This window comes from Melissospora conviva (assembly GCF_049523535.1).
Taxonomy (GTDB): Bacteria; Actinomycetota; Actinomycetes; order Mycobacteriales; family Micromonosporaceae; genus Melissospora; species Melissospora conviva.
The window spans coordinates 1-24,563 of record NZ_JBLLDT010000007.1 but is presented as its reverse complement, the minus strand read 5'-3'; the positions used below and the strand labels follow the sequence as shown (position 1 = coordinate 24,563).

At 69.3% G+C, this 24,563-nt stretch carries 24 protein-coding genes, 2 tRNA genes and 1 pseudogene; 18 read left to right on the top strand and 9 right to left on the bottom strand.

The annotated features are described in order from the left end of the window. Window positions 1-98: 98 nt before the first annotated feature. From rsmG to rpmH, 6 genes are all read right to left on the bottom strand, one after another. Entirely contained in the window at window positions 99-971 is an 873-nt protein-coding gene (rsmG, locus tag ACK8GG_RS16335; protein ID WP_440351295.1) for a 16S rRNA (guanine(527)-N(7))-methyltransferase RsmG, read from the bottom strand. A 7-nt stretch (window positions 972-978) separates the two neighbouring features. Continuing rightward, window positions 979-1,701, bottom strand: a complete 723-nt coding sequence (locus tag ACK8GG_RS16330; RefSeq protein ID WP_440356724.1) for a Jag family protein — start codon at window positions 1,699-1,701, stop codon at window positions 979-981. Between the two features lie 174 nt (window positions 1,702-1,875). Beyond that, complete coding sequence (gene yidC / locus ACK8GG_RS16325; RefSeq protein WP_440351297.1) at window positions 1,876-2,880, bottom strand: membrane protein insertase YidC; 1,005 nt, start codon at window positions 2,878-2,880, stop codon at window positions 1,876-1,878. After that, on the bottom strand, window positions 2,877-3,122 hold the full coding sequence (yidD, locus tag ACK8GG_RS16320) for a membrane protein insertion efficiency factor YidD (RefSeq protein ID WP_440351495.1): 246 nt from the start codon (window positions 3,120-3,122) through the stop codon (window positions 2,877-2,879). The genes yidC and yidD overlap by 4 nt, the downstream gene beginning before the upstream one ends. A 41-nt stretch (window positions 3,123-3,163) precedes the next feature. Continuing rightward, window positions 3,164-3,577, bottom strand: coding sequence for a ribonuclease P protein component (rnpA, locus tag ACK8GG_RS16315; protein ID WP_440351298.1), 414 nt, complete (start codon window positions 3,575-3,577; stop codon window positions 3,164-3,166). 37 nt (window positions 3,578-3,614) lie between these two features. Further along, complete coding sequence (gene rpmH / locus ACK8GG_RS16310) at window positions 3,615-3,752, bottom strand: 50S ribosomal protein L34 (protein ID WP_067300964.1); 138 nt, start codon at window positions 3,750-3,752, stop codon at window positions 3,615-3,617. Window positions 3,753-4,518: 766 nt separating this feature from the next. On the opposite strand from rpmH, the gene dnaA reads away from it, so the two are divergent. From dnaA to ACK8GG_RS16285, 5 genes are all read left to right on the top strand, one after another. Continuing rightward, window positions 4,519-6,339 carry a chromosomal replication initiator protein DnaA gene (dnaA, locus tag ACK8GG_RS16305; RefSeq protein WP_440356723.1) on the top strand — a complete coding sequence of 607 codons (1,821 nt, stop codon included), beginning with the start codon at window positions 4,519-4,521 and terminating at the stop codon, window positions 6,337-6,339. A 999-nt stretch (window positions 6,340-7,338) separates the two neighbouring features. Beyond that, window positions 7,339-8,472, top strand: coding sequence for a DNA polymerase III subunit beta (gene dnaN / locus ACK8GG_RS16300; protein ID WP_440351299.1), 1,134 nt, complete (start codon window positions 7,339-7,341; stop codon window positions 8,470-8,472). A gap of 28 nt (window positions 8,473-8,500) precedes the next feature. After that, entirely contained in the window at window positions 8,501-9,373 is an 873-nt protein-coding gene (gnd, locus tag ACK8GG_RS16295) for a phosphogluconate dehydrogenase (NAD(+)-dependent, decarboxylating) (RefSeq protein WP_440351300.1), read from the top strand. A gap of 7 nt (window positions 9,374-9,380) precedes the next feature. Continuing rightward, a complete protein-coding gene (recF, locus tag ACK8GG_RS16290) occupies window positions 9,381-10,514 on the top strand; it encodes a DNA replication/repair protein RecF (RefSeq protein ID WP_440356722.1) in 1,134 nt (377 codons plus the stop codon). Beyond that, window positions 10,504-11,241 (top strand): DciA family protein, encoded by a 738-nt coding sequence (locus tag ACK8GG_RS16285; protein WP_440356721.1) that lies wholly within the window; start codon window positions 10,504-10,506, stop codon window positions 11,239-11,241. The genes recF and ACK8GG_RS16285 overlap by 11 nt, the downstream gene beginning before the upstream one ends. Window positions 11,242-11,280: 39 nt before the next feature. Here the strand turns inward: ACK8GG_RS16285 and ACK8GG_RS16280 are convergent, their stop codons facing one another. Next, window positions 11,281-11,844, bottom strand: a complete 564-nt coding sequence (locus ACK8GG_RS16280; RefSeq protein ID WP_440356720.1) for a hypothetical protein — start codon at window positions 11,842-11,844, stop codon at window positions 11,281-11,283. Window positions 11,845-12,449: 605 nt separating this feature from the next. Here ACK8GG_RS16280 and gyrB point away from each other — a divergent pair. The 7 genes and pseudogenes from gyrB to ACK8GG_RS16245 form a co-directional block, all read left to right on the top strand. Continuing rightward, window positions 12,450-14,393 carry a DNA topoisomerase (ATP-hydrolyzing) subunit B gene (gene gyrB, locus ACK8GG_RS16275; protein ID WP_440351304.1) on the top strand — a complete coding sequence of 648 codons (1,944 nt, stop codon included), beginning with the start codon at window positions 12,450-12,452 and terminating at the stop codon, window positions 14,391-14,393. Between the two features lie 107 nt (window positions 14,394-14,500). After that, on the top strand, window positions 14,501-17,020 hold the full coding sequence (gene gyrA / locus ACK8GG_RS16270; RefSeq protein WP_440356719.1) for a DNA gyrase subunit A: 2,520 nt from the start codon (window positions 14,501-14,503) through the stop codon (window positions 17,018-17,020). Window positions 17,021-17,023: 3 nt separating this feature from the next. Beyond that, entirely contained in the window at window positions 17,024-17,935 is a 912-nt protein-coding gene (locus ACK8GG_RS16265) for a DUF3566 domain-containing protein (protein ID WP_440356718.1), read from the top strand. A 152-nt stretch (window positions 17,936-18,087) separates the two neighbouring features. Beyond that, window positions 18,088-18,161: transfer RNA gene (locus ACK8GG_RS16260), tRNA-Ile, on the top strand. Window positions 18,162-18,205: 44 nt separating this feature from the next. Further along, complete coding sequence (locus ACK8GG_RS16255) at window positions 18,206-18,334, top strand: DLW-39 family protein (protein WP_440351307.1); 129 nt, start codon at window positions 18,206-18,208, stop codon at window positions 18,332-18,334. Window positions 18,335-18,394: 60 nt separating this feature from the next. Then, window positions 18,395-18,467, top strand: a tRNA-Ala gene (locus ACK8GG_RS16250). Window positions 18,468-18,676: 209 nt separating this feature from the next. Beyond that, window positions 18,677-18,875, top strand: a pseudogene (locus ACK8GG_RS16245) (GntR family transcriptional regulator); the annotation flags it as partial. Between the two features lie 165 nt (window positions 18,876-19,040). Here the strand turns inward: ACK8GG_RS16245 and ACK8GG_RS16240 are convergent. Both ACK8GG_RS16240 and ACK8GG_RS16235 read right to left on the bottom strand, forming a co-directional pair. Next, on the bottom strand, window positions 19,041-19,343 hold the full coding sequence (locus ACK8GG_RS16240) for a hypothetical protein (protein WP_440356717.1): 303 nt from the start codon (window positions 19,341-19,343) through the stop codon (window positions 19,041-19,043). Then, window positions 19,340-19,744, bottom strand: coding sequence for a DivIVA domain-containing protein (locus ACK8GG_RS16235; RefSeq protein ID WP_440356716.1), 405 nt, complete (start codon window positions 19,742-19,744; stop codon window positions 19,340-19,342). Before ACK8GG_RS16235 ends, ACK8GG_RS16240 begins: the two co-directional genes overlap by 4 nt. Before the next feature lie 433 nt (window positions 19,745-20,177). Here ACK8GG_RS16235 and ACK8GG_RS16230 point away from each other — a divergent pair, with 433 nt between their 5' ends. The 6 genes from ACK8GG_RS16230 to ACK8GG_RS16205 all read left to right on the top strand — a co-directional run bounded on the left by ACK8GG_RS16230 (window position 20,178) and on the right by ACK8GG_RS16205 (window position 24,491). Next, window positions 20,178-21,044 (top strand): GntR family transcriptional regulator, encoded by an 867-nt coding sequence (locus ACK8GG_RS16230; protein WP_440356715.1) that lies wholly within the window; start codon window positions 20,178-20,180, stop codon window positions 21,042-21,044. Then, window positions 21,041-21,724 carry an HAD family hydrolase gene (locus ACK8GG_RS16225; protein WP_440356714.1) on the top strand — a complete coding sequence of 228 codons (684 nt, stop codon included), beginning with the start codon at window positions 21,041-21,043 and terminating at the stop codon, window positions 21,722-21,724. Before ACK8GG_RS16230 ends, ACK8GG_RS16225 begins: the two co-directional genes overlap by 4 nt. Before the next feature lie 519 nt (window positions 21,725-22,243). Beyond that, window positions 22,244-22,471, top strand: coding sequence for a DUF7677 family protein (locus ACK8GG_RS16220; RefSeq protein ID WP_440356804.1), 228 nt, complete (start codon window positions 22,244-22,246; stop codon window positions 22,469-22,471). A gap of 110 nt (window positions 22,472-22,581) precedes the next feature. Continuing rightward, window positions 22,582-22,920: a hypothetical protein gene (locus tag ACK8GG_RS16215; RefSeq protein WP_440356713.1), complete on the top strand. Its 339-nt coding sequence runs from the start codon at window positions 22,582-22,584 to the stop codon at window positions 22,918-22,920. 318 nt (window positions 22,921-23,238) lie between these two features. Next, window positions 23,239-23,667 (top strand): hypothetical protein, encoded by a 429-nt coding sequence (locus ACK8GG_RS16210; RefSeq protein WP_440356712.1) that lies wholly within the window; start codon window positions 23,239-23,241, stop codon window positions 23,665-23,667. 74 nt (window positions 23,668-23,741) lie between these two features. Next, complete coding sequence (locus tag ACK8GG_RS16205) at window positions 23,742-24,491, top strand: protein phosphatase 2C domain-containing protein (RefSeq protein ID WP_440356711.1); 750 nt, start codon at window positions 23,742-23,744, stop codon at window positions 24,489-24,491. Window positions 24,492-24,563: the final 72 nt, after the last annotated feature.

Below are 24,563 nucleotides of genomic sequence, written 5' to 3'. Positions count from 1 at the left end.
CCGGCATCCGGTACTTGACTCCAGCAAACCGACGCTGCGCCGACGGGCCGATCGTACGACCGCCATGCCGTACGCCCCAGCGCCCAACAAGGCGTCGGTCAGCGGCGGTTGCGCCCCGGAGCGCCGCGCCGGTTCGCCCGGGACTTCTTCGCCGGCCGTGCACCGGGCGGGTGGACGATCCGTTCGCGCACGAACTCCACAACGGTGGTCGGCGGATCGATCACGCCGACACCGCAGCGGTGCACCACCGGGGCACTGCCACCGAGGCGTTCCACCGCAGCGGTGTGCTCGGCGACCTCGTCGGCCGCGGTGGCGCCCTTGAGCGCCAGCACCCGTCCGCCGCGTACCAGCAACGGCAGCGCCCACCCGGCGAGCCGGTCCAGCGGCGCCACCGCCCGCGCGGTCACGATGTCACCCGTGATCACACCGGCGTTGGTCGTTCCGGCCGCGGCCTCTTCGGCGCGGCCGCGCACCACCCGCACCGTGCGCGCCAGACCCAGCTGCTGCACCGCTTCCAGCAGGAAACTGGTCCGCCGGGCGAGCGGTTCGATCAGCACCACGTTCAGGTCCGGCCGGGCGATCGCCAGCACGAGGCCGGGCAGCCCGGCACCGGAACCGACGTCGAGGACGGTGACTTCCGGCGGGATCACCTCGGCCACCGCGGCACAGTTGAGCAGGTGCCGATCCCAGATGCGCGGCGCCTCGCGAGGCCCGATCAGACCGCGCAGCACACCGTCGGTGGCGAGCAGCTGCGCGTACGCGGAAGCCAGTTCGAGGCGGTCACCGAAGAGCGCCTGCGCGGCCTCGGTGAGCTCCTCCGGGAGCACGATCTCGGCCTGCGCCGACGAAAGTTCGGTCTCGGCGGCCGGCTGGTCCGCGGTGTCCGGCGCCGGCAGGGGAACCTCCGCGGCCGGCGCCGAGGGGCTCGGCTCGGCGTCGGAGGGCGGGACGGCGGTTGTTTCGTAGGTCATGCCGCGGTCAGTCGGCCGGGCGGACGATGATGCGGCGGTTCGGCTCGACGCCTTCGGACTCGCTCTGCACCCCGGACATCGCGTTGACGACGTCGTGCACGCACTTGCGCTCGAACGCCGACATCGGCTCCAGACGTACCGGCTCGCCGTGCGCCTTGACCTTCTCCACCGCGTTCTTCGCCACCGCACCGAGTTCCTTGCGGCGTTCGGCGCGGTAGCCGCCGATGTCCAGCAGCAGGCGGCTCGGAGAGCCGGTCTGCCGGAAGATCGCCAGGCGGGAGAGCTCCTGGAGCGCCTCCAGGGTGGCGCCGCGCGGGCCGACGAGCGCCTCCACGTCACCACCGACCACCTCGACGACCGGGCGGCCACCGGCGACCAGCTCGTCGATGTCGCCGTCGTAGTCGAGGATGTCGAGCAGCCCCTCGATGTAGTCGGCGGCGATCTCGCTCTGCGCGAAGAGGTCCTTCTCGGCCAGGGAGCGCTTGGGCGCCGCCGCGGTGCCGGCTTCCTCGTCGGCCTCCGCGTCGTCGTCCTCGTCGTCCTCGTCAGCCGTGGCGTCGATCTCCTCGATCTCCTCGATCTCGCCGGCTTCGGCAGAGTCCAGGCCGGCGCCGCGCTGCTCCGTGATCGCCTCGGTCTCCTCGCTGGGGGAGTCGTCGGCGCGCGGGGTGCTGGTGTCGGTCACGGTGTCATCTCCGTACTCGTTCGGACGCGGGCCCGGGGGGCCCACTGGTTTCCCGCGTCCGACGGTGGTGGCCGGCTCCGCGGGCAGGTCTGTCAGGGCAGTTTCGCCCCTGCTCGCACTCTGCGCGATCGATTCCGGATTTCGGCGCTCCGTCGCTGCGGAACCGGCCTCACGGAGAACGTCCGGCCGCCCCGCTGGTGGGGCGGCCGGACGGCAGTCTCAGCCCTTGCGCTTGGTGGATCCGCGCTTCTGATTGGGGCGTACCGGCTTCGCTCCGGGCTTCGGGGCGAGCGCCTTGTTCACCGGCTTCGGCTCCGGCTGCACCGGGGCCTTGCGGCCGAGCAGTCCGGCCTTGGCCGGCTGGGCCTTGCCGTTCTTCGCCTTGCCCGCCGGGGCGGACTTGCCGGCGCCGGTGGTCTTCTTGGCCGTGGGCGGCGGCGGGTACTTGCGCAGCACCCACTGCTGCTGGGCGAGGCTGAAGAGGTTGTTCGTGACCCAGTAGATGACCACACCGATCGGGAAGATCGCACCGGAGACGAGCAGCGAGAGCGGGATGCCGTAGAGCATCAGCTTCTGGATCATCGCCTGCTGCGGGTCCTCGGCCCGGCCGGTCTTCATGATCATCTGCCGAGTGGTGAGGAAGGTGGTGGCCATCATGGCCAGGACCAGCACACCAGCAATGATCTTGACGACGGTGCCGTTGGCGCCCAGCACCGCCAGCTCCTCGGCCGAGGAGCCGAAGGTCGCCGAGATCGGCGCGGTGAAGAGCTGCGCGACCGAGGCGTCGTGGAACTGCTCGGCGGTCCAGCCGTAGAGGGTGATGTTCGCGTCGGTGCGGCCCGGATCGAGCCGCCGCAGGATCCAGAAGAGGCCGAGGAAGACCGGGACCTGCAGGAACATCGGAAGGCAACCCATCAGTGGGTTGGCCTTCTCCGTCCGGTACAGCTCCATCATCTTGGCCTGGAGCTGTTCCTTGTCGTCCTTGTACTTCTCCTGGAGCTCCTTCATCTTCGGCTGGAGCGCCTGCATCGCCCGCTGCGACTTGATCTGCTTGACGAAGAGCGGGAAGAGAATGACCCGGAGCGTGACCACCAGGAAGACGATGGAGAGGATCCACGACCAGTTGGTGCCGAGCACGGCCCGGTCCGGGATGATCAGATCCCAGAGGTCATGCCAGCGCAGCAGGATCCACGAGATCGCCGTGTAGATCCAGTCGAGATTCAATTCGGGTCTCCACTCACGTCGACGCGGCGGCGGCCGCCCGGCTCCGGAACCGGGTCATGTCCACCTGGGTGAAAGGGATGGCAGCGCAGCAGTCGCCTGCCTGCCAGCGCGGTCCCCCGCAGCGCACCGTGACGGCTGATCGCCTCGAGGGCGTAGGAGCTGCATGAGGGGTAGAAGCGGCAACGGGCCGGCAACGCCGGGCTTATCCAGCGACGGTACGCGACGATGGGGCCGATCAGGATGCGGGCACCGAGCGACCGCGGGGCCTGCGAGTCGGAACCGCTCACCGGGACCGCCGGCCACGACCGCGTTCGGAGCGGGCTGCGGCGAGGGCGGCGTCGAGATCCGCGCCGAGCCGGAGGTACGAGGCGTCGGCCGCGGCGGGGAGCGCCCGCACCACCAGGATGCTGCCGGCGCTCAGTTCGCCGAGCCGTTCGCGGACCAGATGCCGCAGACGACGGCGGACCCGATTGCGTACGACCGCATTGCCGACGGCCTTGGAGACGACGAAACCGGCGCGGGGCGACGTGGAGACGTACTCCACGTCGGCGCTCCGCGCCGGCTCCACTTCGTGCGTCAGGCCGGGGTCAGCCGATTTCAGGTGCACCACCAGCGTGCCGCGGGCGGCTCTGCGCCCACCACGAAACGCTGCGGCGAAGTCGCTGCTGCGCCGCAGTCGCTGCGCGGCGGCCAGCACGACTGCCTTGGTCTCCCGGATCGGCCCGGCGTCGGCGTCAGGCCGACAGTCGGGTGCGACCCTTGGCACGACGGGTCGACAGGATGGCGCGGCCGGCCCGGGTGCGCATGCGCAGCCGGAAGCCGTGGGTCTTGGCGCGCCGACGGTTGTTCGGCTGGTAGGTGCGCTTGCTCACGTCAGGCTCTCCGTCTTCTCATACCCCCCGGGCGGTGGGACCGCCCGGATCAGCTGTGTGGTCTCGCAAGCCACCTCGACAGGTGGCCTGTTCGCTGCCCGTAGCCGCCTGAGGGTCGGCATGACCCGTACGCGTCCTGGAGGTCCTGACGCGGTCGGCTGAGGCCGGTCAGATCCGACGGGGTCGGTCCTGAGCGGTCGAGAGCCGGTCCGAGTGCGTTCAGCTCAGATGGTCCGGGGCAGCAAGCACTCATCACCCTAGCAGAGGGTCACAGAGCAGCCGCACAAGCCTACGCAGCGAAGCAATCACCGTCAACGCGACACCTCGAGGCGCCTTTTGCCGATAGACACCGTGAGCAGCGCGGGAGAACGGGGACGGTTGATCGACAAAGGCCCGTTTCCGGCAGGTTTCCGAGGATCGGACCGGTTGAAGCGGTGCCGCCGACGCTGTTACCGTGCCCGATTGCGGTACGCGTCCGGAGGCGAGGGCGCTGCCGGGCAAGACCACGCAGGGCGCTGCCGGGCAAGACCTCACAGGGCAGTGGATCGTTCAGGAAGGTGAACGCGCTTCAGCGGGTCGTTCGGGTGGGGGCGGGGTCCCACACATGGTCGGTCGTCGGTCACAATCGGCCTGTGCACAGGTTGTGGATAACTTGTGGACGGCGCAGGCTTGACCAGAGGCGGCAACGCCCCGCGGGCCGTGACACGTAGCAGCCGGTCGGCGAATCAGCGGTGACCGAGAAGCAGGGCGAGGGGGTGCACGGACGGTGGCCGGAGCGATCGATTTCGCCGCGGTGTGGGCCGCGACTACCGACGAACTCGCCGACGAGATCATCTCCGCCCAGCAGCGTGCCTACCTCCGGTTGACCCGCCTCCGCGCGATCGTCGAGGACACCGCTCTGCTCTCCGTCCCGGACGCCTTCACCCGTGACGTGATCGAGTCGCGACTGCGCCCGGCCATCACCGAGGCGCTCAGCCGCCGGCTCGGCCGCGAGATCCAGGTCGCGGTCACCGTGCGCGCCACCGAGGACAGCGCCGGCACCAGCCCGGGAACGATCTACAACGGCGTGGCCGGCGGCTACCCCGAACCCACCGCCGAGTACGACTACACCGGTGGGCCCGCGGCAGCCGAGCCTCCCGCCCGCCCGCGCTTCGACGAAGCGCGGCGCGACGAGTACCCCGCCCCGGGGTACGCCCGGCCCCGTGGCGAGGAACACCCCCGCGGAGAAGGACCCCCGGCCGAGCACGAGCCGCAGCCGAACCGCCGCCCGGATCTGATCGAGGAGCAGGTACGGCCCGGTCTCATCCCCGCCAGCCGGGAGGGCCAGGCGACACTCTTCAACCCGGCCTATCCCTCGCGCCCCACCCCACCCCGGCGCGAGCCTGCCGAGTCCGAGCCCTCCGCGCGCTACCGGCAGGACGATCACAACCCGGCGCACGCCATGGGCCGCGACCGGCCGATGGCCGAGCGGCCGACGCGCAGCGGGGACAGTGGTCCGGGGCGGCTCTCCGTACCCGGGGATCACCGCGTTCCGGAGCGACGGCCCACGGGCGGCGGCGGCAATCAGCTCAACCCGAAGTACATGTTCGAGACCTTCGTCATCGGATCGTCGAACCGCTTCGCACACGCGGCCTCGGTCGCCGTGGCGGAGTCGCCGGCCAAGGCGTACAACCCGCTCTTCATCTACGGGCACTCCGGGCTGGGCAAGACCCACCTGCTGCACGCGATCGGGCACTACGCCACCACGCTGGGCAACGCGAAGTCGGTGCGGTACGTCTCCACCGAGGAGTTCACCAACGACTTCATCAACTCGCTGCGCGACGACAAGACCAGCGCCTTCCAGCGCCGTTACCGGGACGTGGACATCCTCCTGATCGACGACATCCAGTTCCTGGAGACCCGGGAGCGGACGCAGGAGGAGTTCTTCCACACCTTCAACACGCTGCACAACGCGAACAAGCAGATCGTGATCAGCTCGGACCGCTCGCCCCGGCAGCTCGCCACGCTCGAGGACCGGATGCGGACCCGCTTCGAGTGGGGGCTGCTCGCCGACATCCAGCCGCCGGACCTGGAGACGCGCATCGCGATCCTGCAGAAGAAGGCAGCCCAGGAGCGGATGTACGCGCCGCCGGACGTGCTGGAGTTCATCGCCTCGCGGGTCTCCAACTCGATCCGGGAGCTGGAGGGGGCCCTCATCCGGGTCACCGCGTTCGCGTCGCTGACCCGCTCGACGGTCGAGTTGTCGCTGGCCGAGGAGGTCCTGCAGGACTTCATCCCGGACGGCTCCGGACCGGAGATCAACGCCGACCAGATCATGGCGGCCACCTCCGAGTACTTCGGGGTGAGCCTGGAGGATCTGCGCGGCCACTCCCGCTCCCGGGTGCTGGTCAACGCCCGCCAGGTCGCCATGTACCTGTGCCGGGAGCTCACCGACCTCTCGCTGCCCCGCATCGGGCAGGCATTCGGCGGTCGCGACCACACCACTGTGATGCACGCCGACCGCAAGATCCGGCAGCAGATGGCGGAGCGGCGCTCGCTCTACAACCAGATCGCCGAACTGACCAACCGCATAAAGCAGACTTCCTGATCCTCCGGCCTCCGGTAGGTCCACCGCGGAGGTCCGCACGTCCCGAACAGGCCCGGCCGCCCGCCGGGCCTGTGGTCGTTCCATGGCTCGTCCGCGGTCGCCCCGGGCCCCGCCCGGCGATTGTCCGGTGGTCGGGCGTGAGTCGTTGCGGACCAAGCAGCCGTCATCGGCGCACACGGTGTCCGTCAACGCAGGAGATCCCCGACACGTCGGGACGGCTCCGAGCCGCGCTGGCACGGTGGCGGAACCCGGGATGTGAAGATCCACAGGCCGGCCGACCGGGTGCCGCAGCGGCCATCTCCCGCTGTGAGCAGGTGCTTCGCGGCCTGTCGGCCCCCAAAAACGCTCTTGCGCCCGTCCACATATCCACAGCTTGTACACAGGTGGTTTTCCCCACCGGTGGATATCCGGTCTCAGACAGCGACACTTATCCACAAGATGTGGAGAAGTCCTGTTGACAAGCCTGTGGAAGTTGCTCGATCCGCATTGCGTTGTCCACCGGCGCGAGGTCGGGTGTGGACATCCTGTTGAAGGTTCTGGGGACAACGCGTCGGAAGCCCGACTCACGTGTCCACAGCCTTGGGGAGAAACCCGGTGGATAACCGGTGGATAACCGGTGGACAGCGGTGGACAACCGCGGCGGCGGCGGCGCCTGTGGACCAACCACCGAGTTTTTCCCATGTTTCTCCACAGGTAAACCACCGGTGGATAACCCGCTGGCCTGCACGAACACGGGTTCTCCACAGTTTGCACAGCAGCTATGAAGACGATGAGTTTTATCTTCTAAAGAAACAAAAACCAATCATCACCGTTGGGCTTTCTGTGGATTGCCGGTCGCACGGTCCGCCGTGGGCCCGGCGGACCCCGCAGCACCGGGGCCGGGCACACGGCTGCCGGTCACGCGCCCTAAGGTTCCAGGGTGACCCACGCTGTCCGGGGGATCGGTCAGGTGGCCGCCGGCATGAGAGAGTTGTCGTCGACGTCAAGGCGGAGGCAAGCATGAAGTTCCGAGTAGAACGCGACGCGCTCGCCGATGCGGTGGCGTGGACGGCCAAGAGCCTGCCCAGTCGCCCCTCCATCCCGGTGCTCGCCGGGGTGATGCTCCGCGTCGCCGAGGGCAACCTGCACGTCTCCGGCTTCGACTACGAGGTCTCCAGCCAGGTCACCGTCGAGGTGCAGGGGGACGCCGACGGCTCCGCCCTGGTCTCCGGTCGGCTGCTCGCCGAGATCACCAAGGCGCTCCCCGCCAAGCCCGTGGACATCGCCGCGGTCGGCTCCAGCCTCGAACTCGTCTGCGGCAGCGCCCGCTTCACGTTGCCGACCATGCCGGTCGAGGACTACCCGAGCCTGCCGGAGATGCCCGCCAGCGCCGGCACCATCGACGCCGTCGCGTTCGCCTCGGCCGTCGCCCAGGTCGCGGTCGCCGCCGGCCGCGACGAGACGCTGCCGATGATGACCGGCGTGCGGATCGAACTCACCGGCAGCACGCTGGCGATGCTCGCCACCGACCGCTACCGGCTGGCACTGCGCGAGATGCAGTGGAGCCCCGACGACCCCGACATCAGCCTGAACGCCCTGGTGCCGGCCCGGACGCTGAACGACACCGCCAAGGCCCTCGGGCCGCTCGGCGGCGAGGTGACGATGGCCCTCGCCCAGGGGGCCGCCGGCGAAGGCATGATCGGCTTCTCCGGCGGGACCCGGCGCACCACCAGCCGGCTGCTCGACGGCGCCAACTACCCGCCGGTGCGTTCACTCTTCCCGGCCACCCACAACGCCGAGGCCCGGGTACCGGTCGCCGGTCTGATCGAGGTGGTCAAGCGGGTCGCGCTGGTCGCCGAGCGGACCACCCCGGTGCTGCTGAGCTTCAGCGCGGACGGACTTGTCGTCGAAGCCGGGGGCACCGAGGAGGCGCGCGCCAGCGAGGCGATGGACGCCACCTTCACCGGCGAGGCGCTGACCATCGGCTTCAACCCGCAGTACCTGATCGACGGTCTGCAGAACCTCGGCGCGGCGTACGCGCAGCTCTCTTTCGTCGACGCGTTCAAGCCCGCGGTGATTTCTCCCGCGGGCGAGGATGGGGTGGTCATTCCCGGGTACCGCTACCTGATCATGCCGATCCGGGTCACCCGCTGATCCACCACCCGACACGGAGGAAAGACAGATGCAGCTCGGTCTCGTAGGCCTCGGCCGCATGGGCGGCAACATGCGCGAGCGGTTGCGCACGGCCGGCCACGAGGTGGTCGGTTTCGACCAGAACGCGGAGGTGAGCGACGTCGCCACCCTCACGGAGCTGGCCGAGAAGCTCGCCGCGCCGCGCGCCGTCTGGGTGATGGTCCCGGCCGGCGTCACCGACGAGACCATCGAGGCCCTCAGCGCGGTGCTCGAGCCCGGTGACCTCATCATCGACGGCGGCAACTCCCGCTTCAGCGACGACGGCCCGCGCGCCGAGCGGCTCGACGCTCTGGGCATCGGCTACCTCGACGCCGGTGTCTCCGGCGGGGTCTGGGGCCGGGACAACGGCTACGCCCTGATGGTCGGCGGCTCCGACGAGCACGTCGCACGGCTGATGCCGATCTTCGAGTCGCTCAAGCCGGCGGGTGAGTTCGGCTTCGTGCACGCCGGGCCGGTCGGCGCCGGGCACTACGCCAAGATGGTGCACAACGGCATCGAGTACGGCCTGATGCACGCCTACGCCGAGGGCTACGAGCTGCTGGCCAAGTCCGAGCTCGTCACCGACGTACCCGGGGTCTTCAAGTCGTGGCGGGAGGGGACCGTGGTCCGCTCCTGGCTGCTGGACCTGCTCGACCACGCCCTGGACGAGGACCCGGAGCTGGCGAGCCTGCGCGGCTACGCCGAGGACACCGGCGAGGGTCGCTGGACGGTCGACGAGGCGGTCCGGCTCGCCGTGCCGATGAACGTCATCGCCGCCGCCCTCTTCGCCCGCTTCGCCTCCCGCCAGGACGACTCCCCGGCGATGAAGGCGGTGGCCGCGCTGCGTCAGCAGTTCGGCGGCCACGCCGTCACCAAGCACTGACCCCGGCGTGTACGTTCGCCGGCTCGAACTGGTCGACTTCCGCTCCTACGAGCGGGTGTCGCTGGAGCTCGAACCCGGCCCGAACGTCTTCGTCGGGCCCAACGGGGTCGGCAAGACCAACCTGATCGAAGCGCTCGGGTACGTCGCGACCCTCGACAGCCACCGGGTGGCAACCGACGCGCCGCTGGTGCGGATGGGCGCCACGGCGGCGGTGATCCGCTGCGCGGTGACCCACGAGGGCCGGGAGCTCCTGGTCGAGCTGGAGATCGTGCCCGGCAAGGCGAACCGGGCACGGATCGGGCGCTCCCCGGCCCGGCGGGCCCGCGACGTGCTCGGCGCGCTGCGCATGGTGCTCTTCGCCCCCGAGGATCTGGAGCTGGTCCGCGGCGACCCGGCTGAGCGGCGCCGCTACCTCGACGAGCTGCTGGTGACCCGCCAGCCCCGCTACGCCGGGGTGCGCGCCGACTACGAACGGGTGGTCAAGCAGCGCAACGCGCTGCTGCGCACGTCGTACCTGGCGCGCCGCACCGGCGGCACGCGCGGTGGTGACCTCTCGACCCTGGACGTCTGGGACGCCCAGCTGGCCCGGTACGGCGCCGAGCTGCTCGCCGGGCGACTGGAGCTGGTGACGGCCCTGACGCCGCACGTCGCCAAGGCGTACGACGCGGTGGCTGCCGGGCAGGGGGCGGCGGGGATCGCCTACCGGCCCTCGTTCGAGCTGGAGCCGGTCGGCGGCGACCGGGCGGCGCTGGAAGCGGGCCTGGCGGCGGCGCTGACCCAGTCGCGCAGCGCGGAGATCGACCGGGGCACCACCCTGGTCGGCCCGCACCGCGACGACTTGACCCTCACCCTCGGTCCGCTGCCCGCCAAGGGGTACGCCAGTCACGGCGAGTGCTGGTCCTTCGCCCTGGCGTTGCGGCTGGCCGCGTACGACCTGCTGCGGGCCGACGGCATCGAGCCGGTGCTGGCCCTGGACGACGTCTTCGCCGAGCTGGACGCCGGCCGGCGCGAGCGGCTGGCGGAGCTCGTCGGCGGGGCGGCACAGTTGCTGGTGACCTGTGCCGTCGACGACGACCTGCCGGTGGCGTTGCGCGGCACCCGCTACCAGGTGGAGCAGGGGACGGTGACCCGTGTCGAATGACGCCACCGGGGCGCGGCGCCCGCGCCGCGACGCCGACACCCCCGGCGCAGCCGCCGACCGGACGACCCGGGGCGGCCCGGCACCAAGCGCCTCCAGGACAGGCGCCTCCGTAGGGAATGCGGCCGCCGCGGATTCGTCCGGGCGGGGCGGATCCGCGCCAGGATCGCCGGCGCCAGGTTCACCCGAGGCCGGAGCTGCCGCAGCCGGGGCGACTGCCGACGGGAACCAGGCGGGGCCGGAGCTGGCCCGGGCGGTACTGGACGCGGCCAAGGCACGCCGCCAGGCAGCCGCACCGCGACGGCGTACGACGCGCGGTGGCGGCGAGGGCGGTGAGCGCCGTCTGCGCGGCTACTCCGGGCCGGGACCGGATCCGCGCGACCCGCAACTGCTCGGTGCCGTGCTGGCCCGCATCGTCAAGGCCCGGGGCTGGCAGCAGCCGACGGCGGAGGCGACGGTCTTCGGCGCCTGGGGACGGGTGGTCGGCGCGGAGATCGCCACGCACAGCCGCCCGGTGAAGCTGGAGGAGGGCGTGCTGACCGTCGAGGCGGAGTCGACCGCCTGGGCCACCCAGCTGCGGCTGCTCAGCGCCGCCCTGCTGCAGAAGATCGCCCGCGAGGTCGGGCACAACGTGGTCACCCGGCTCAACATCCACGGCCCGGCGGCGCCGTCCTGGTCGCGCGGCCCACGCCGGGTACGCGGCCGCGGCCCCCGCGACACGTACGGCTGACCCGATCCGCCCGGCCCGCCGCAGCCGGCTCGCGGAGGGTTACGCGGACGGTCGGCTGGCGTAGACGGCGAAGCCGGAGTCGGCGCAGCGGCGGTAGAAGGCGCCCAGGACGCTGATCTCGGTGCGGGCGAAGTTCCAGCCGGGCGGGTTGCCGACGGCGTCGCGCAGGGCGTGCAGCCGCGCGTCGAGCCAGCGCAACTGCTGCTCGGCGAGGCGTCCGTCGGCGAGCGATGCGCGCAGCACCTCCCCGACCGAGTCGAAGGTGACGATCTCGCCGTGGGCGCGGTGGGCGACGGCGAAGCGTTCGAGCCCGTCGGCGATCCAGCCGCAGCCGTCCGGGTCGATCACCGGGTCTTCGGCGTCGGCGTCGGCATCGGTGGCGTGCAGCACGTTCTCCAGGCCGAGAAGCAGGTCGACCAGGCGGCTGTAGGGGGTGGCCCGCACGGTCGAGCTGCGGGCGATCGCCACGGCAAGGGCGGCGGTGGCCGGCGGCACCGTCGGCATCTGGGCGATCTCGTCGAAGTCGGCGAACTCCTCCGGCGGGACCGGTTCATAGCGCTCGCCGGTGCGCGGCCAGCGTACGGCGACATTGTCCAGCCCCATCGCAGGTCACCTCTCCTGGTGTTGTCGAACCGGGTGCGGTCGATCGTCCGGTGTGCCGAGCCGGCTGAGCCCGAGGCGGGCCGCCCGCTGCCGAGCCGGGGGAACCGAGGCGCGCCAGCACCTGATCTTGGCCGGACCGGACGGCGGGCGACAAACTACGGCACCGTACCGGTTAACGAAAGTCCATGTCGGGTCTGGCGGCAGCGGTTGCGGGCAGTGACCCGTCCGGGACCGGAAAGGTACGGGAAGCCCTCGGCTCGTGTAGGGGGACTCGCGGGGAGAGCGGTTCGGGCCGCTACGAACGTCTGAGACCCGGCAGATGGGGTGCCGAGTGGCAGTTTGGTCGTCCCGGCACAGTAGGATTGACCGCAGAGACTGAAGATTCGACATCGAACGACGACACGGGCGGCAACGCCCGGGTCCAGTGTTCGGGCCGGGTCCAAGCCGAATGCGATCCGCGGGCGACCGCGGCGCCCGGCAGAAGTGCCGCACCGGCGGGAAAGCCGCTGGTGGCAGCCCCTCTGCCGACGTCGCGGACCGTCCCGCCGAACCCGCGCCCGGCGCGCTTCACGCGCGCCTTGAGAGACGCGAGAAAGTGGCCGAGGGTGGCAGGGCAGAACAACCAGGAGTACGGCGCCGGTTCGATTACCGTTCTTGAAGGTCTGGAGGCGGTACGCAAGCGCCCCGGTATGTACATCGGCTCGACCGGTGAACGGGGTCTGCACCACCTGGTCTGGGAGGTCGTCGACAACGCCGTCGATGAGGCCCTGGCCGGTCACTGCGACACCATCCGGGTGGTGCTCCTCGCCGACGGCGGTGTCCAGGTCACCGACAACGGCCGCGGATTCCCGGTTGACCTGCACCCCAAGCTCAAGAAGCCGGGTGTCGAGGTCGCGCTGACCGTGCTGCACGCCGGCGGCAAGTTCGACGGCAAGGCGTACGCGGTCTCCGGTGGTCTGCACGGCGTCGGCGTCTCCGTGGTCAACGCCCTCTCGACCCGGATGGCGGTCGAGATCCACAAGGACGGCTTCGTCTGGCGGCAGCGCTACGACTACTCCAAGCCCGGGACGCTGGAGAAGGGCGAGCCGACCGACCGCACCGGGTCGATGGTCTCGTTCTGGCCGGACCCGGAGATCTTCGAGACGGTCGACTTCGACTTCCAGACGATCTACCGCCGGATCCAGGAGTACGCCTTCCTCAACCGCGGCCTCAAGATCGTGCTGCGGGACGAGCGGGTCCAGGAGGACGACGGCGAGCCGCGTGAGGTGACGTTCTGCTACGAGGGCGGCATCGCCGACTTCGTCCGGCACCTCAACGCCTCGAAGAACCCGATCCACAAGAGCGTGGTCGAGTTCGGTTCCGAGGAGGAGGGGATGTCCGTCGAGATCGCGATGCAGTGGAACGAGTCGTACGGCGAGTCGGTCTACACCTTCGCGAACACGATCAACACGATCGAGGGCGGCACCCACGAGGAGGGCTTCCGCGCCGCGCTGACCGGTGTCGTCAACCGGTACGGCGCCGACAAGAAGCTCCTCAAGCACGACGAGAAGCTCTCCGGCGAGGACATCCGGGAAGGGCTGGCCGCGATCATCTCCGTGAAGCTGGCCAACCCGCAGTTCGAGGGGCAGACCAAGACCAAGCTCGGCAACACCCCGGTGAAGAGCTTCGTGCAGCGGGTCTGCAACGAGTGGCTGATCGACTGGTTCGACCGCAACCCGGCCGAGGCGAAGCAGATCATCACGAAGGCGAGCCAGGCGGCCCGGGCGCGGATCGCCGCCCAGCAGGCGCGCAAGCTGGCCCGGCGCAAGTCGCTGCTGGAGTCCGGTTCGATGCCGGGCAAGCTGGCCGACTGCCAGTCGACCGACCCGCGCGAGTCCGAGGTCTTCATCGTCGAGGGTGACTCCGCCGGCGGTTCGGCGAAGCAGGGGCGCGACCCGCGGACCCAGGCGATCCTGCCGATCCGCGGCAAGATCCTCAACGTCGAGAAGGCCCGCATCGACCGGGTGCTGAAGAACGCCGAGGTGCAGGCGCTGATCACCGCGCTCGGCACCGGCATCCACGACGACTTCGACATCGAGAAGCTGCGCTACCACAAGGTCGTGCTGATGGCCGACGCCGACGTCGACGGCCAGCACATCCAGACGCTGCTGCTGACGCTGCTCTTCCGCTTCATGCGTCCGCTGGTGGAGCTCGGCCACGTCTACCTGGCCGCCCCGCCGCTTTACAAGATCAAGTGGAACCGGAAGGGCGACGACGCCCAGTACGCGTACTCCGACCGGGAGCGCGACGGCCTGATCGCCCTGCGGCAGCTGAAGAAGCCGAACGCCAAGCCGGACGACATCCAGCGCTTCAAGGGCCTCGGGGAGATGAACTACCCCGAGCTGTGGGAGACGACCATGAACCCGGGCAGCCGCACGCTGCGCCGGGTCACCCTGGACGACGCGGCAACCGCGGACGAGCTCTTCAGCGTGCTGATGGGCGAGGACGTGGAGGCACGTCGCTCGTTCATCCAGCGCAACGCCAAGGACGTCCGCTTCCTGGACATCTGACGGCGGTCGCGTGGTCGCGATTTCCACAGAGTTATCCACAGCTACAGCGCTTTCCACAGCCGTTATCCACAGCCGAGAAGCGGCGTTGAGTCTGATAAGGGTTAACAGTGACCGATACACCCGGCACCTCCCCCAACGATCCTGAGGTCCCCGAGGAAATCGCCGCGGTCGTCACGCACGACCGGGTCGAACCGGTCGGGCTCGAAGTCGAGATGCAGCGTTCGTACCTCGACTACGCGATGAGCGTCATCGTGGGCCGGGCGCTGCCGGACGTGCGGGACGGCCTCAAGCCGGTGCACCGCAAGATCCTCTACGCGATGTTCGACTCCGGCTACCGCCCGGACCGCGGCTACGTGAAGTGTTCGCGGGTCGTCGGCGACGTGATGGGCCAGTTCCACCCGCACGGCGACTCGGCGATCTACGACGCCCTCGTCCGGATGGCGCAGCCCTGGTCGCTGCGCTACCCGCTGATCGACGGCAACGGCAACTTCGGCTCGCCGGGCAACGACCCGGCGGCGGCGATGCGGTACACCGAGTGCAAGCTCGACCCGCTCGCCATGGAGATGCTGCGTGACATCGACGAGGACACCGTCGACATGCAGGACAACTACGACGGCCGGGCCAAGGAGCCCAGCATCCTGCCGTCGCGGATTCCGAACCTGCTCGTCAACGGCTCCGAGGGCATCGCCGTCGGCATGGCCACCAAGATCCCGCCGCACAACCTGCGGGAGATCGCGGCGGCCGTGCAGTGGTGCCTGGAGAACCCGGACGTCGACGAGGCGACCACCCTCGACGCGCTGATGGAGATCGTCAAGGGCCCCGACTTCCCGACCTACGGTCTGATCGTCGGCACCCAGGCCATCCAGGACGCGTACCGGACCGGCCGTGGCTCGATCCGGATGCGCGCGGTGATCGAGGTCGAGGAGGACGCCAAGGGGCGTACCTCGCTGGTCGTGACCGAGATGCCGTACCAGGTGAACCCGGACAACCTGGCCGAGCGGATCGCCGAGCTGATCAAGGAGGGCAAGCTCGCCGGCATCGCCGACATCCGCGAGGAGTCCTCCGGGCGTACCGGTATGCGGTTGGTGATCGTGCTCAAGCGCGACGCGGTCGCCAAGGTGGTGCTCAACAACCTCTACAAGCACACTCAGCTGCAGGAGACCTTCGGCGCCAACATGCTGGCCCTGGTCGACGGGGTGCCGCGCACGCTCAACCTGGCCCAGTTCATCCGGTACTACGTCGAGCACCAGCTCGAGGTGATCCGCCGGCGGACCGCGTTCCGGCTGCGCAAGGCCGAGGAGCGCGCCCACATCCTGCGCGGTCTGGGCAAGGCGCTCGACGCGCTCGACGACGTGATCGCCCTGATCCGGCGCTCGCCGACCGTCGAGGACGCCCGGCAGGGCCTGATCCGGCTGCTGGAGATCGACGAGATCCAGGCGACCGCGATCCTGGACATGCAGCTGCGGCGCCTGGCGGCGCTGGAGCGGCAGAAGCTCCTCGACGAGCTGGCCAAGCTCGAGCTCGAGATCGCCGACTACAAGGACATCCTGGCCAAGCCGGAGCGGCAGCGGCAGATCATCTCCGAGGAGCTCGGCGAGATCGTGGCCCGCTGGGGCGACGAGCGGCGTACCAAGATCGTGCCGTTCGAGGGCGACGTCTCGATGGAGGACCTGATCGCCCGCGAGGACGTGGTCGTCACCATCACCCGCACCGGGTACGCCAAGCGGACCAAGGTCGACCTCTACCGCTCGCAGCGTCGCGGCGGCAAGGGCGTCAGCGGCGCCACGCTGCGCCAGGACGACATCGTCAGCAACTTCTTCATCTGCTCCACCCACGACTGGATCCTGTTCTTCACGAACAAGGGACGCGTCTACCGGGCCAAGGCGTACGAGTTGCCTGAGGCAAGTAGGGTGGCCAAGGGTCAGCACGTGGCCAACCTCCTGGCGTTCCAGCCGGAGGAGCGGATCGCGCAGATCATCCAGATCCCGGACTACCAGGTCGCGCCGTACCTGGTGCTGGCGACGAAGAACGGCCTGGTGAAGAAGACGCGCCTGGAAGAGTTCGACTCCAACCGTTCGGGCGGCGTCATCGCGATCAACCTGCGCGAGGGCGACGAGCTGGTGGGCGCCGTGCTGGCGGCACCGGAGAACGATCTCCTGCTGGTCTCCAAGAACGCCCAGGCGATCCGCTTCAACGCCACCGACGAGGCGCTGCGCCCGATGGGGCGGGCAACCTCCGGCGTCATCGGCATGCGCTTCAGCGAGGCCGACGAACTGCTCGCCATGGAGGTCGTCCAGGAGGGCCTGGACGTTCTGGTCGCCACCAACGGCGGATACGCAAAACGGACCCCTATCGAGGAATACCCGGTCCAGGGCCGGGGAGGTAAAGGCGTACTGACTGCGAAGATCACGGAGCGCCGTGGTGGCCTGGTCGGCGCCGTGGTGGTGAGCCCGGACGACGAGCTCTTCGCCATCACCAGCAACGGCGGAGTCATCCGCACGCCCGTCGAGCCTGTACGGCGGACCCGGGATCGGAACACAATGGGGGTCAAACTCATGGACCTCCCAGAGGGTGTGACCATCGTGGCGATTGCTCGCAATGCCGACGAGCCTGACGAACAGGACTAGTTGATGACGGAGACCCAGGCGAAGTCGGGGAACGCGGGGGCCCCGGCCAAGCCGGACGACGACGCCACGCGCAGCGCTGACAAGGCGCCGGGCGTGAGCCCCGGCGCGGCTTCCGGGCAGGGCGACAGCTCTGCCGACGGTGGTAACGCCGCGACCGGGCAGGCGGCCGTCGGTCGTGCCACGGTGCCCGGCGAGGCGCCGGCCCCCAAGTTCACCCGCGCTCCCGGCATGGCACCGCCGCCGGACCGTCCCAGCGACCAGTCCGGGGAGCCGTCGAAGGAGACCGAGAAGACCGTGGCAGCGCCCTCAGCCGGTACGACCCCGGCCCCGGCTCGCCCCACCGCCGGCACCTCGGTGCCGACGCGGGACACCACCCAGGCGGGTGTCGGTTCGGCCGGCAGCCGGTTCGAAGGGACCCGCTTCGGTGTCGCCGGCGGCGGACTGCCGCAGGGCGTGCCCTCCTCCGGGGGGTCGGCGCCGTCTGCGGTCGGCGCGGCCCGGGTGACCGAGGCCGTCCGCGCGGCCCGCAACTCGGTCGGCTCGGCGGCCGGCCGCGGCCCGCGCCGGGCCCGGCTGAACCTCAAGCGGATCGACCCCTGGTCGGTCATGAAGTTCGCCTTCGCGGTCTCGCTGGTTCTCTTCTTCGTGATCATCGTGGCAACGTCGGTGCTCTACCTGGCACTTGACGCGATGGGCGTCTTCGAGAGCGTCAACTCGACCGTGGCCGACACTCTCAACAACGGTAGTGGCGGCGGCTTCGCGATCACCGCCACCGGCGTCATCGGCACCTCGGCGCTGGTCGGCCTGATCAACGTGGTGCTCTTCACCGCCCTCGCCACGCTCAGCGCGTTCGTCTACAACGTCTGCGCCGACCTGGTCGGCGGTGTCGAGCTGACCCTCGCGGAGCGCGACTAGCGACGTCGAGGCCACCGGGGCGGCCGTACGAAACACGGTCGCCCCGGTGCTCTCGCCGGGGGTAAGGTCGTCGGCGAGGACGGCAGACGGCAAGATCCGGACCCCGATTTGGGACCGGCTCGGGCGGTGCGATACCGTAAGCGCCGTCGCAGGGGGCTATAGCTCAGTCGGTTAGAGCGCAGAGCTGATAACTCTGAGGTCGCTGGTTCGATTCCAGCTAGCCCCACTTCACGCACCATCCGGCGGTCGTCGAGCGCTAGGGGTAGCCCGATGTTCAAGAAGATTCTGATCGTGGCCGGCGTGCTCGGTGTCGCTGCCGTCATCGCCAAGAAGGTCAAAGAGTCGAACGACGAGCGCGCCCTCTGGACCGAGGCGACCAGCGCCCCCGACCTGCGCTAGACGTTCACCTCCGACGCCCTCGCGTCACACTGTCAGAACCCGGCGGCTCCGTCCGCTTGAGGGGCCGTAGCTCAACTGGCAGAGCACTGCCTTTGCAAGGCAGGGGTTAGGGGTTCGAGTCCCCTCGGCTCCACTCACTACGCGCCCCTACCGGGCATTCTTCCTCCCGCGTGATCAACTGGTACATCGTCAGTACAAGCTAGCTTTTGATCTTGAAACGGGATGGCGCCCTGATTCGGCTTGGCTGCAGCCGCCTGGAGAGCCTTTCCGACGAGGCCACGCGGCCGGTCCCGCTTGAACCACCAGTGCACGTACGTCTCCAGGGTGACCCGTAGCGTCTTGTGCCTGCGCCCGCACATCGAAGCCGCGTTCGAGCGGCCGCGTCACCATCGACTTCGCTGGCTTCTCCGGCGAGACGTTGCGCGATGCTCTGGCCGAGGTGCTGGACAAAGTCCGTGCCGGCCGACTTGCTCCGGAGTCGATCGCAATCCGCGTGCTGGTGTCGGACACGGCGGCACCGATGACGCTTCCGGCCCGGGCAGCCGTGATCACCTGCATGCCCGGCATCCTGCCCGACCATCCTCAACAGACAGAGGCTCCACCCGGCCAACCTATCCGTGGCCTGACGCCAACCAACACGGCTCCGAAACCCGGGGAAGCATCAGATCTGCGACGCGATGGGCTGTCTCAATTGCTTTGAGGGCGGTCAGCGGTGGCGCGGGGTGCCGTATGGGCGGCCGTTGTGGGCTGGGCGTGGTGGGCGGTCGGTGCAGGGGTGGAGGTGTTCGGCGCGGAGGATGCAGCGTCGGCCGCCGGGGAGTAGTTGGTCGCAGAAGGCGCGGTGGTGTTCGCTCTGGGTGTCTTCGGCGGAGACGGTTGTTTCGCCGGGGTCGAGTTCGGCCAGGAATGACAGGGCGCGGGCTGCGGTACGGGCGAGGATGCGGGCTCGCGGTAGGTCTGTTGCGGTGACGGGGAGGTGGATTACCCAGCGGGTGTTTGGGTCGGTCATCGGCGTGCGTATTCGTAGGTGTTGCGGGCTTGGCGGCTCTGCCAGTCGCGCAGGGCGTCTTTGATTCGCAGGGTTTCGTCGCGGCTGTTGGCGAGTTGGGCGTACATGGTGGTGAGGTCGTCGGCGATCCGCTGGAGGAAGGCGTCCACCTCTGCCGGGTCGACGCCCTGCCGTCCCCAGCGGGTCGGTGAGAAGCGCCGGTGGCGTACCTGCCAGGGCAGCAGTGGCAGACGCGGCGGCTTACGGGTGTCCGCCGCCGGCACGTGCCCGACCGCTGGGCCGCTCTCGGCCCACCGGCTGGCGTGTGGTGACCAGGCGTCGGCGTGCTGGGCGAGGTCTTCGAGTGGTCCTGGTCGGTTGCCCTCGGAGCGGAGAAAGATCCGTCGGAGCAGGTTGCGCATCGGTTCCGCCTTTCTCGTTCAGGTGCCAGATGGATGGGTGGTCCTGCCGTGCGGGTGTCGGCAGGACCACCCGGCCCTGCCACCGCAGCCGAGCGGCGAGTACGGCAGCAGGACCAACTCGTGATGCCAGCGCCGGAGCCGACCGGACTCGCGCCCGACCGAACCGGCAGATCAATGCGCGATCCCGCCTGTGGGCGGCACGCCGTTGTGCCGCCCACAGGCGGGATCGCGCGCCGCCGGCGCCGTGCTGCTGGGCAGCGCCGAGCGGCGCGCGAAGCGCACGGCCGCCTCGCGTCCACCCCGCCCACAGCGGCGTCGGTGGCTGCCGTACTAGCCATGTAGGCGCAGATGAAGATTAGGCCAGCTTGGCTAGCCAAGTCAACCACAAGGACGGAACTTTCCTTGCTTGGCTAGCCAGATGTAGCCTGGATGGGTGGCTGACAAGCTGGACTACCTGGGCGAACTTGACCCGGACGACCCCAAGCAGGCGTCCCAGCAGATCGCGAACAAGATCCGCGCGGCGATCCTCACGCGCCGGTTGGCGCCGGGCGACAAACTGCCGTCGCAACCCGAGATGGCCGCCCGCTACGGAGTGGCCAGGGAGACCGTCAAGCGCGCACTGGAATCCCTACGCTCAGAGCGGCTGATCATCACCCGACAGGGAAGTGGTGCGTTCGTCCGCGCTCAGACGCAGCGGCCCGTGGAGCTGCGCCCGCACATCGAAGCCGCGTTCGAGCGGCCGCACGTCACCATCGACTTCGCCGGCTTCTCCGGCGAGACGCTGCGCGATGCCCTGGCCGAGGTGCTGGACAAGGTTCGCGCCGGCCGACTCGCTCCGGAGTCGATCGCAATCCGCGTGTTGGTGTCGGACACGGCGGCGCCGATGGCGCTTCCGGCCCGTGCCGAGACCCAAGCCGATGACCCGGCCGTGCGGGACCGGGCGGACCGCATCACCCGGCGAGCGGTGGAAGGCATCATTGACCAGGTCACCGAGCTGGCCGACCTCGGCTTGGTGCCGGCCGCCAGCGTCGAGGTGCGGATGCACCGCACGTCACCGCAATTCAAGCTCTACCTGCTCAACCGGGAGGAAGTCTTTTTCGGCTTCTATCCCGCCGTCGAGCGAACCGTGACGATCAAGGGCGAGCCCACAGCGATCTACGACCTGATGGGCAAGGACGTGCCGCTGTTCCACTACGCCGTGACCGATGACGACGCCTCACACGGCAATCAGTTCATCGAGGCGTCCCGGCAGTGGTTCGACTCGATCTGGACGACCATCGCCTACCGGTACGACAGATGAACACCCGGCTTGGGGAGCTCCTCGCCAGGAGCACGGCCCTGCTTTTGGACTTCGACGGCCCGGTCTGCGACATCTTTGCCGGCTACCCGGCACCGCGTATCGCCGCCGAGCTGGTCGAGCTGCTTCACCGCTTGGATGTCGACGTGCCGGCCGAGGTGGCGCAGGAGACGGACCCGTTGGAAGTGCTGCGCTGGGCAGGCAGCAACGGTGAGCCGTCGGTTGTGGTCGCCATGGAAGATGCGTTGTGCGCCGCGGAGCTGCGCGCCGCAGCCAGCTCGGAGCCGACGCCGTACGGCCGGGAGGTCATCGTTGCCGCGAAGCAGGCCGGAATGCCGGTGGCGATCGTCAGCAACAACTCCGCTCCGGCGATCGCGAGCTACCTTGCCGCTCACCGATTGGCCGGCCACGTCGCCGCGGTCTTTGGGCGCGCCCATGCCGAGCCGGAGCAGATGAAGCCGAGTCCAGACGTGATCCTGTCGGCCGTGTCGGCACTTGCCGCTGATCCTGGCAGGTGTGTGCTGGTCGGAGATTCCCTGTCGGACATTGAGGGCGCCGCAGCGGCCGGGGTGCCGGTCATCGGCTACGCCAACAAGCCCCACAAGCACCGGCAGTTCGAGGCCGCCAGGGCCGACGCGGTAGTCGGCAGCATGAGAGATGTGGCGGAAACCCTGGTGGGCTGAGGTATGAGGTGAAGAAGAGGTAGGGCGCGGCGGAGAGGCAGTGTCCAGCGCAATCGCACTCTCGCAGCCTGCCTGCCGGGGCTTGCTGGCTGCTTGTGTCTGCACACTGCCCCGCATCTCCTGGTGACCTGGGCCTTGCGGTCGCAGGGGTGAAGCGGGACCGGTCACCCGTCGTTCTGTCTGGCCTTCCCTGCTGGGCTCACGGGGACGCGTTGCCGAATTGTTCTGTACTGAGATCAAGCGCGCTCCGCGCGGCGCGGGGCGGGGCGCGGCAACCGGCTCCTCCGGAGCCGCCGCCCCGGCCCCGATGGGGCCGGGGCGGAAAGTCAGCCGGCCAGCAACCCACACCCCACCCCGCGCGTCGGCGTGTGAATCAGTAACGACACCGGCAGACGGCCCGCAGACGCAGGAAGGCCGACGACGACACGACGAGCAGGTCAACGACAGCCACCGACGCCAGCTGACCTCAGTCTTGATCTTTGAAGGCAGGGGCACCGCCGATGCGTTGGCACGCTCTGCCTGGACCTCCTGGACGGGATTGACTACCGGCCTGCTTTGATGCAGTTCGGCTCGACGCTGGAGCAGGTCATGACGATCTTCTCCAGCGTGCTTGACATCGACGAGCACGGCCAGGTGACGAACGCAGATGATGCCGAGTGGCGCGCCGCGCAGTACATCCGCCGCTACTGCGACCAGGAGTACATAGTCGAGCCGCCATTCGAGGCTTGGGAGCTGGAACTGCCGTGACGAGGGGCGGCTGTGCAGCCAAGCTGTCCGACGGAGGAGGGCGACCCGAACCGCATCCCCGCAAGAACCTCCGGAACGGTCTCGGAATCTGCGTGCCCTTAGGATCGGCCATGTCTGATGACCACAAGGACGTTTCGCTCTGGCATCTCCGCCGGGGAGAGGAGATCGTCGCCCAAATCCGCGTGCACAGCGTCGATCAGCCCTGGTCCACCGGGCAGTTCGAGGCGGGACTGGGCTTCGCGGACCTGGCACCGCTCTTCCAACGCGAGGTCGAGCTGGTCGACTCGGACGGTGACCTGGACGGTGAAGCCTGGGAGGCCATCCAGGATCGGATCTGCCGGATGGTTTCGTTGGTCAAGCCGGATGGTCAGCAGGTTGCCGACTTCGTCCTCCATGTGCGCGGCGGTGAGGCGTCGTTCCGGTGGAGCGACGAACCGCTGGACGAGTAGACGCCCTCGCCCTGCGGCGGAAGCGAAATCCGCTGGTGCCTCCCGCCCCGGTCCAATTGGGGACTGCGGCGGAAGGCGAGTACCGATCGGTTAGGCGAGCCTTCGCGTGCTATCGCGAGAACCAGGTTGCCAAGGTCCGCTCCGCGCTCGACCAACCCACCGCGTACGTCGCCATCGAAGCGTTCCTGCGCTCCAGCGTCGACGGCCTCACCGTCGGCAGCCAGCCGGGCTAATGCCACTTGGAATTCGGCGTCACTGGTGCGGGCGGATGGCGAGATCAACCAGCGTTGGTGGCGTGGCGTCACTAGGCTCCGGCGCATGACGGAGTCGCAGCGCAGGAGACCACCTTCGGGGATCGTGGTCGGATCGATGATCGCGATCTCGTTGGGGCGGGCTCACCCCCGGCCGAGCATGAAAGCCTCCACCCGGCCCACCGGGTGGACCATCCGTGAGCGCGACGGAGGGCGTGTCTACGAGTCACCGATGGACCTGGCCGGCGAACAACGATGGTCCGGCGTTGCCCACGTCGGCCGTCTGCCCGTGCCCGGCTCTGATCGCCTGTTCCTTGTCGTGGCCGGTGTGCACGCCCTGGGGTCGGCTGGCGCCGTCGATTACCTGGCCCGCAACCTTTCTGACCTCTATGCCCAAGTCGGCACCCGGCCGTTCTCCATGGTCGTCATCAGCGACCATGACGGCGAAACGGTGACCAGGAGCGAGCTGCTATGTCCGCCGCGAGTGCACCAGTAGCCGTCCGTACTGCGGAGCGACCAGGCCCGGACCGCCCGAGTGAGGACCGGGTCTTCACGCTTCCGCACGCTGTCGTGGTCCTCGACGGAGCCTCCCAACCCGAGGCGGCCGAGCGCGACGGGGGATGGATTGCCGAAATCCTGGGCCGGGAGATTGCGCACCGGTTGAGGCACCAGGGCGGCGGCCTTCGGCAGCTGCTTGCCGACGCCATCAGCGCCGTTGCCGAACGGCATCAGCTGATCCCCGGACAGGCACCCTCCACCACGGTCAGCATCGTTCGGTGGGACGACCAGGCCGTAGACGTGCTCGTCCTCGGCGACAGCCCGGTCATCGGTCTTACCCGCGAGGGGAGGATTCGCCGCGTCGAAGACGACCGCCTCAAGCAGGTAGCCCGACAGCAACGGGAACGCATCGCCGAACGCGGTGGGTTCGGCTTTGGCGACGGCAACCAGTGGCGGCAGCTTGTCGACGAGGAACGCGCCCACCGCAACCGGCCCGGTGGGTACTGGATCGCGGAAGCTGCCCCAGCCGCAGCACACCAGGCCGTCCGGGCGCAGTGGCGCAGAGACGAGTTTGAAGCGGTCGTCGTGATGACCGATGGGGTATCCGCTGGAGTGCAGCGCTACCACCAGCCGCCAGACTGGCAGGCAGCGATGGACCTAGCCCGCACCGATCCCCGTAGCCTCGTGGATTTCGTGCACGACACCGAGGCCGGCGACCCGGATGGGCGGCGGTGGCCCAGGAGTAAGCGCCACGACGACAAGGCCCTGGCGGTTATCGAGTTCAGCCGGAACCACGGGCGGCCGCACGAAGTTGCCCAATAGTCCTCTTAAGAATCAAGGCGGCCCGCGATGCGGGCCGCGCCGCCCGGCCTCGGCCGGCGGGCGACCACCGGC

What these genes read in the sequence shown, in the direction of transcription:
- rsmG (WP_440351295.1), bottom strand. Translation starts at nt 971, where the DNA reads ATGACCTACGAAACAACCGCCGTCCCGCCCTCCGACGCCGAGCCGAGC.
- dnaN (WP_440351299.1), top strand. Translation starts at nt 7,339, where the DNA reads ATGAAGTTCCGAGTAGAACGCGACGCGCTCGCCGATGCGGTGGCGTGG.
- gnd (WP_440351300.1), top strand. Translation starts at nt 8,501, where the DNA reads ATGCAGCTCGGTCTCGTAGGCCTCGGCCGCATGGGCGGCAACATGCGC.
- ACK8GG_RS16280 (WP_440356720.1), bottom strand. Translation starts at nt 11,844, where the DNA reads ATGGGGCTGGACAATGTCGCCGTACGCTGGCCGCGCACCGGCGAGCGC.
- ACK8GG_RS16265 (WP_440356718.1), top strand. Translation starts at nt 17,024, where the DNA reads ATGACGGAGACCCAGGCGAAGTCGGGGAACGCGGGGGCCCCGGCCAAG.
- ACK8GG_RS16255 (WP_440351307.1), top strand. Translation starts at nt 18,206, where the DNA reads ATGTTCAAGAAGATTCTGATCGTGGCCGGCGTGCTCGGTGTCGCTGCC.
- ACK8GG_RS16240 (WP_440356717.1), bottom strand. Translation starts at nt 19,343, where the DNA reads ATGACCGACCCAAACACCCGCTGGGTAATCCACCTCCCCGTCACCGCA.
- ACK8GG_RS16235 (WP_440356716.1), bottom strand. Translation starts at nt 19,744, where the DNA reads ATGCGCAACCTGCTCCGACGGATCTTTCTCCGCTCCGAGGGCAACCGA.
- ACK8GG_RS16225 (WP_440356714.1), top strand. Translation starts at nt 21,041, where the DNA reads ATGAACACCCGGCTTGGGGAGCTCCTCGCCAGGAGCACGGCCCTGCTT.
- ACK8GG_RS16215 (WP_440356713.1), top strand. Translation starts at nt 22,582, where the DNA reads ATGTCTGATGACCACAAGGACGTTTCGCTCTGGCATCTCCGCCGGGGA.
- ACK8GG_RS16210 (WP_440356712.1), top strand. Translation starts at nt 23,239, where the DNA reads ATGACGGAGTCGCAGCGCAGGAGACCACCTTCGGGGATCGTGGTCGGA.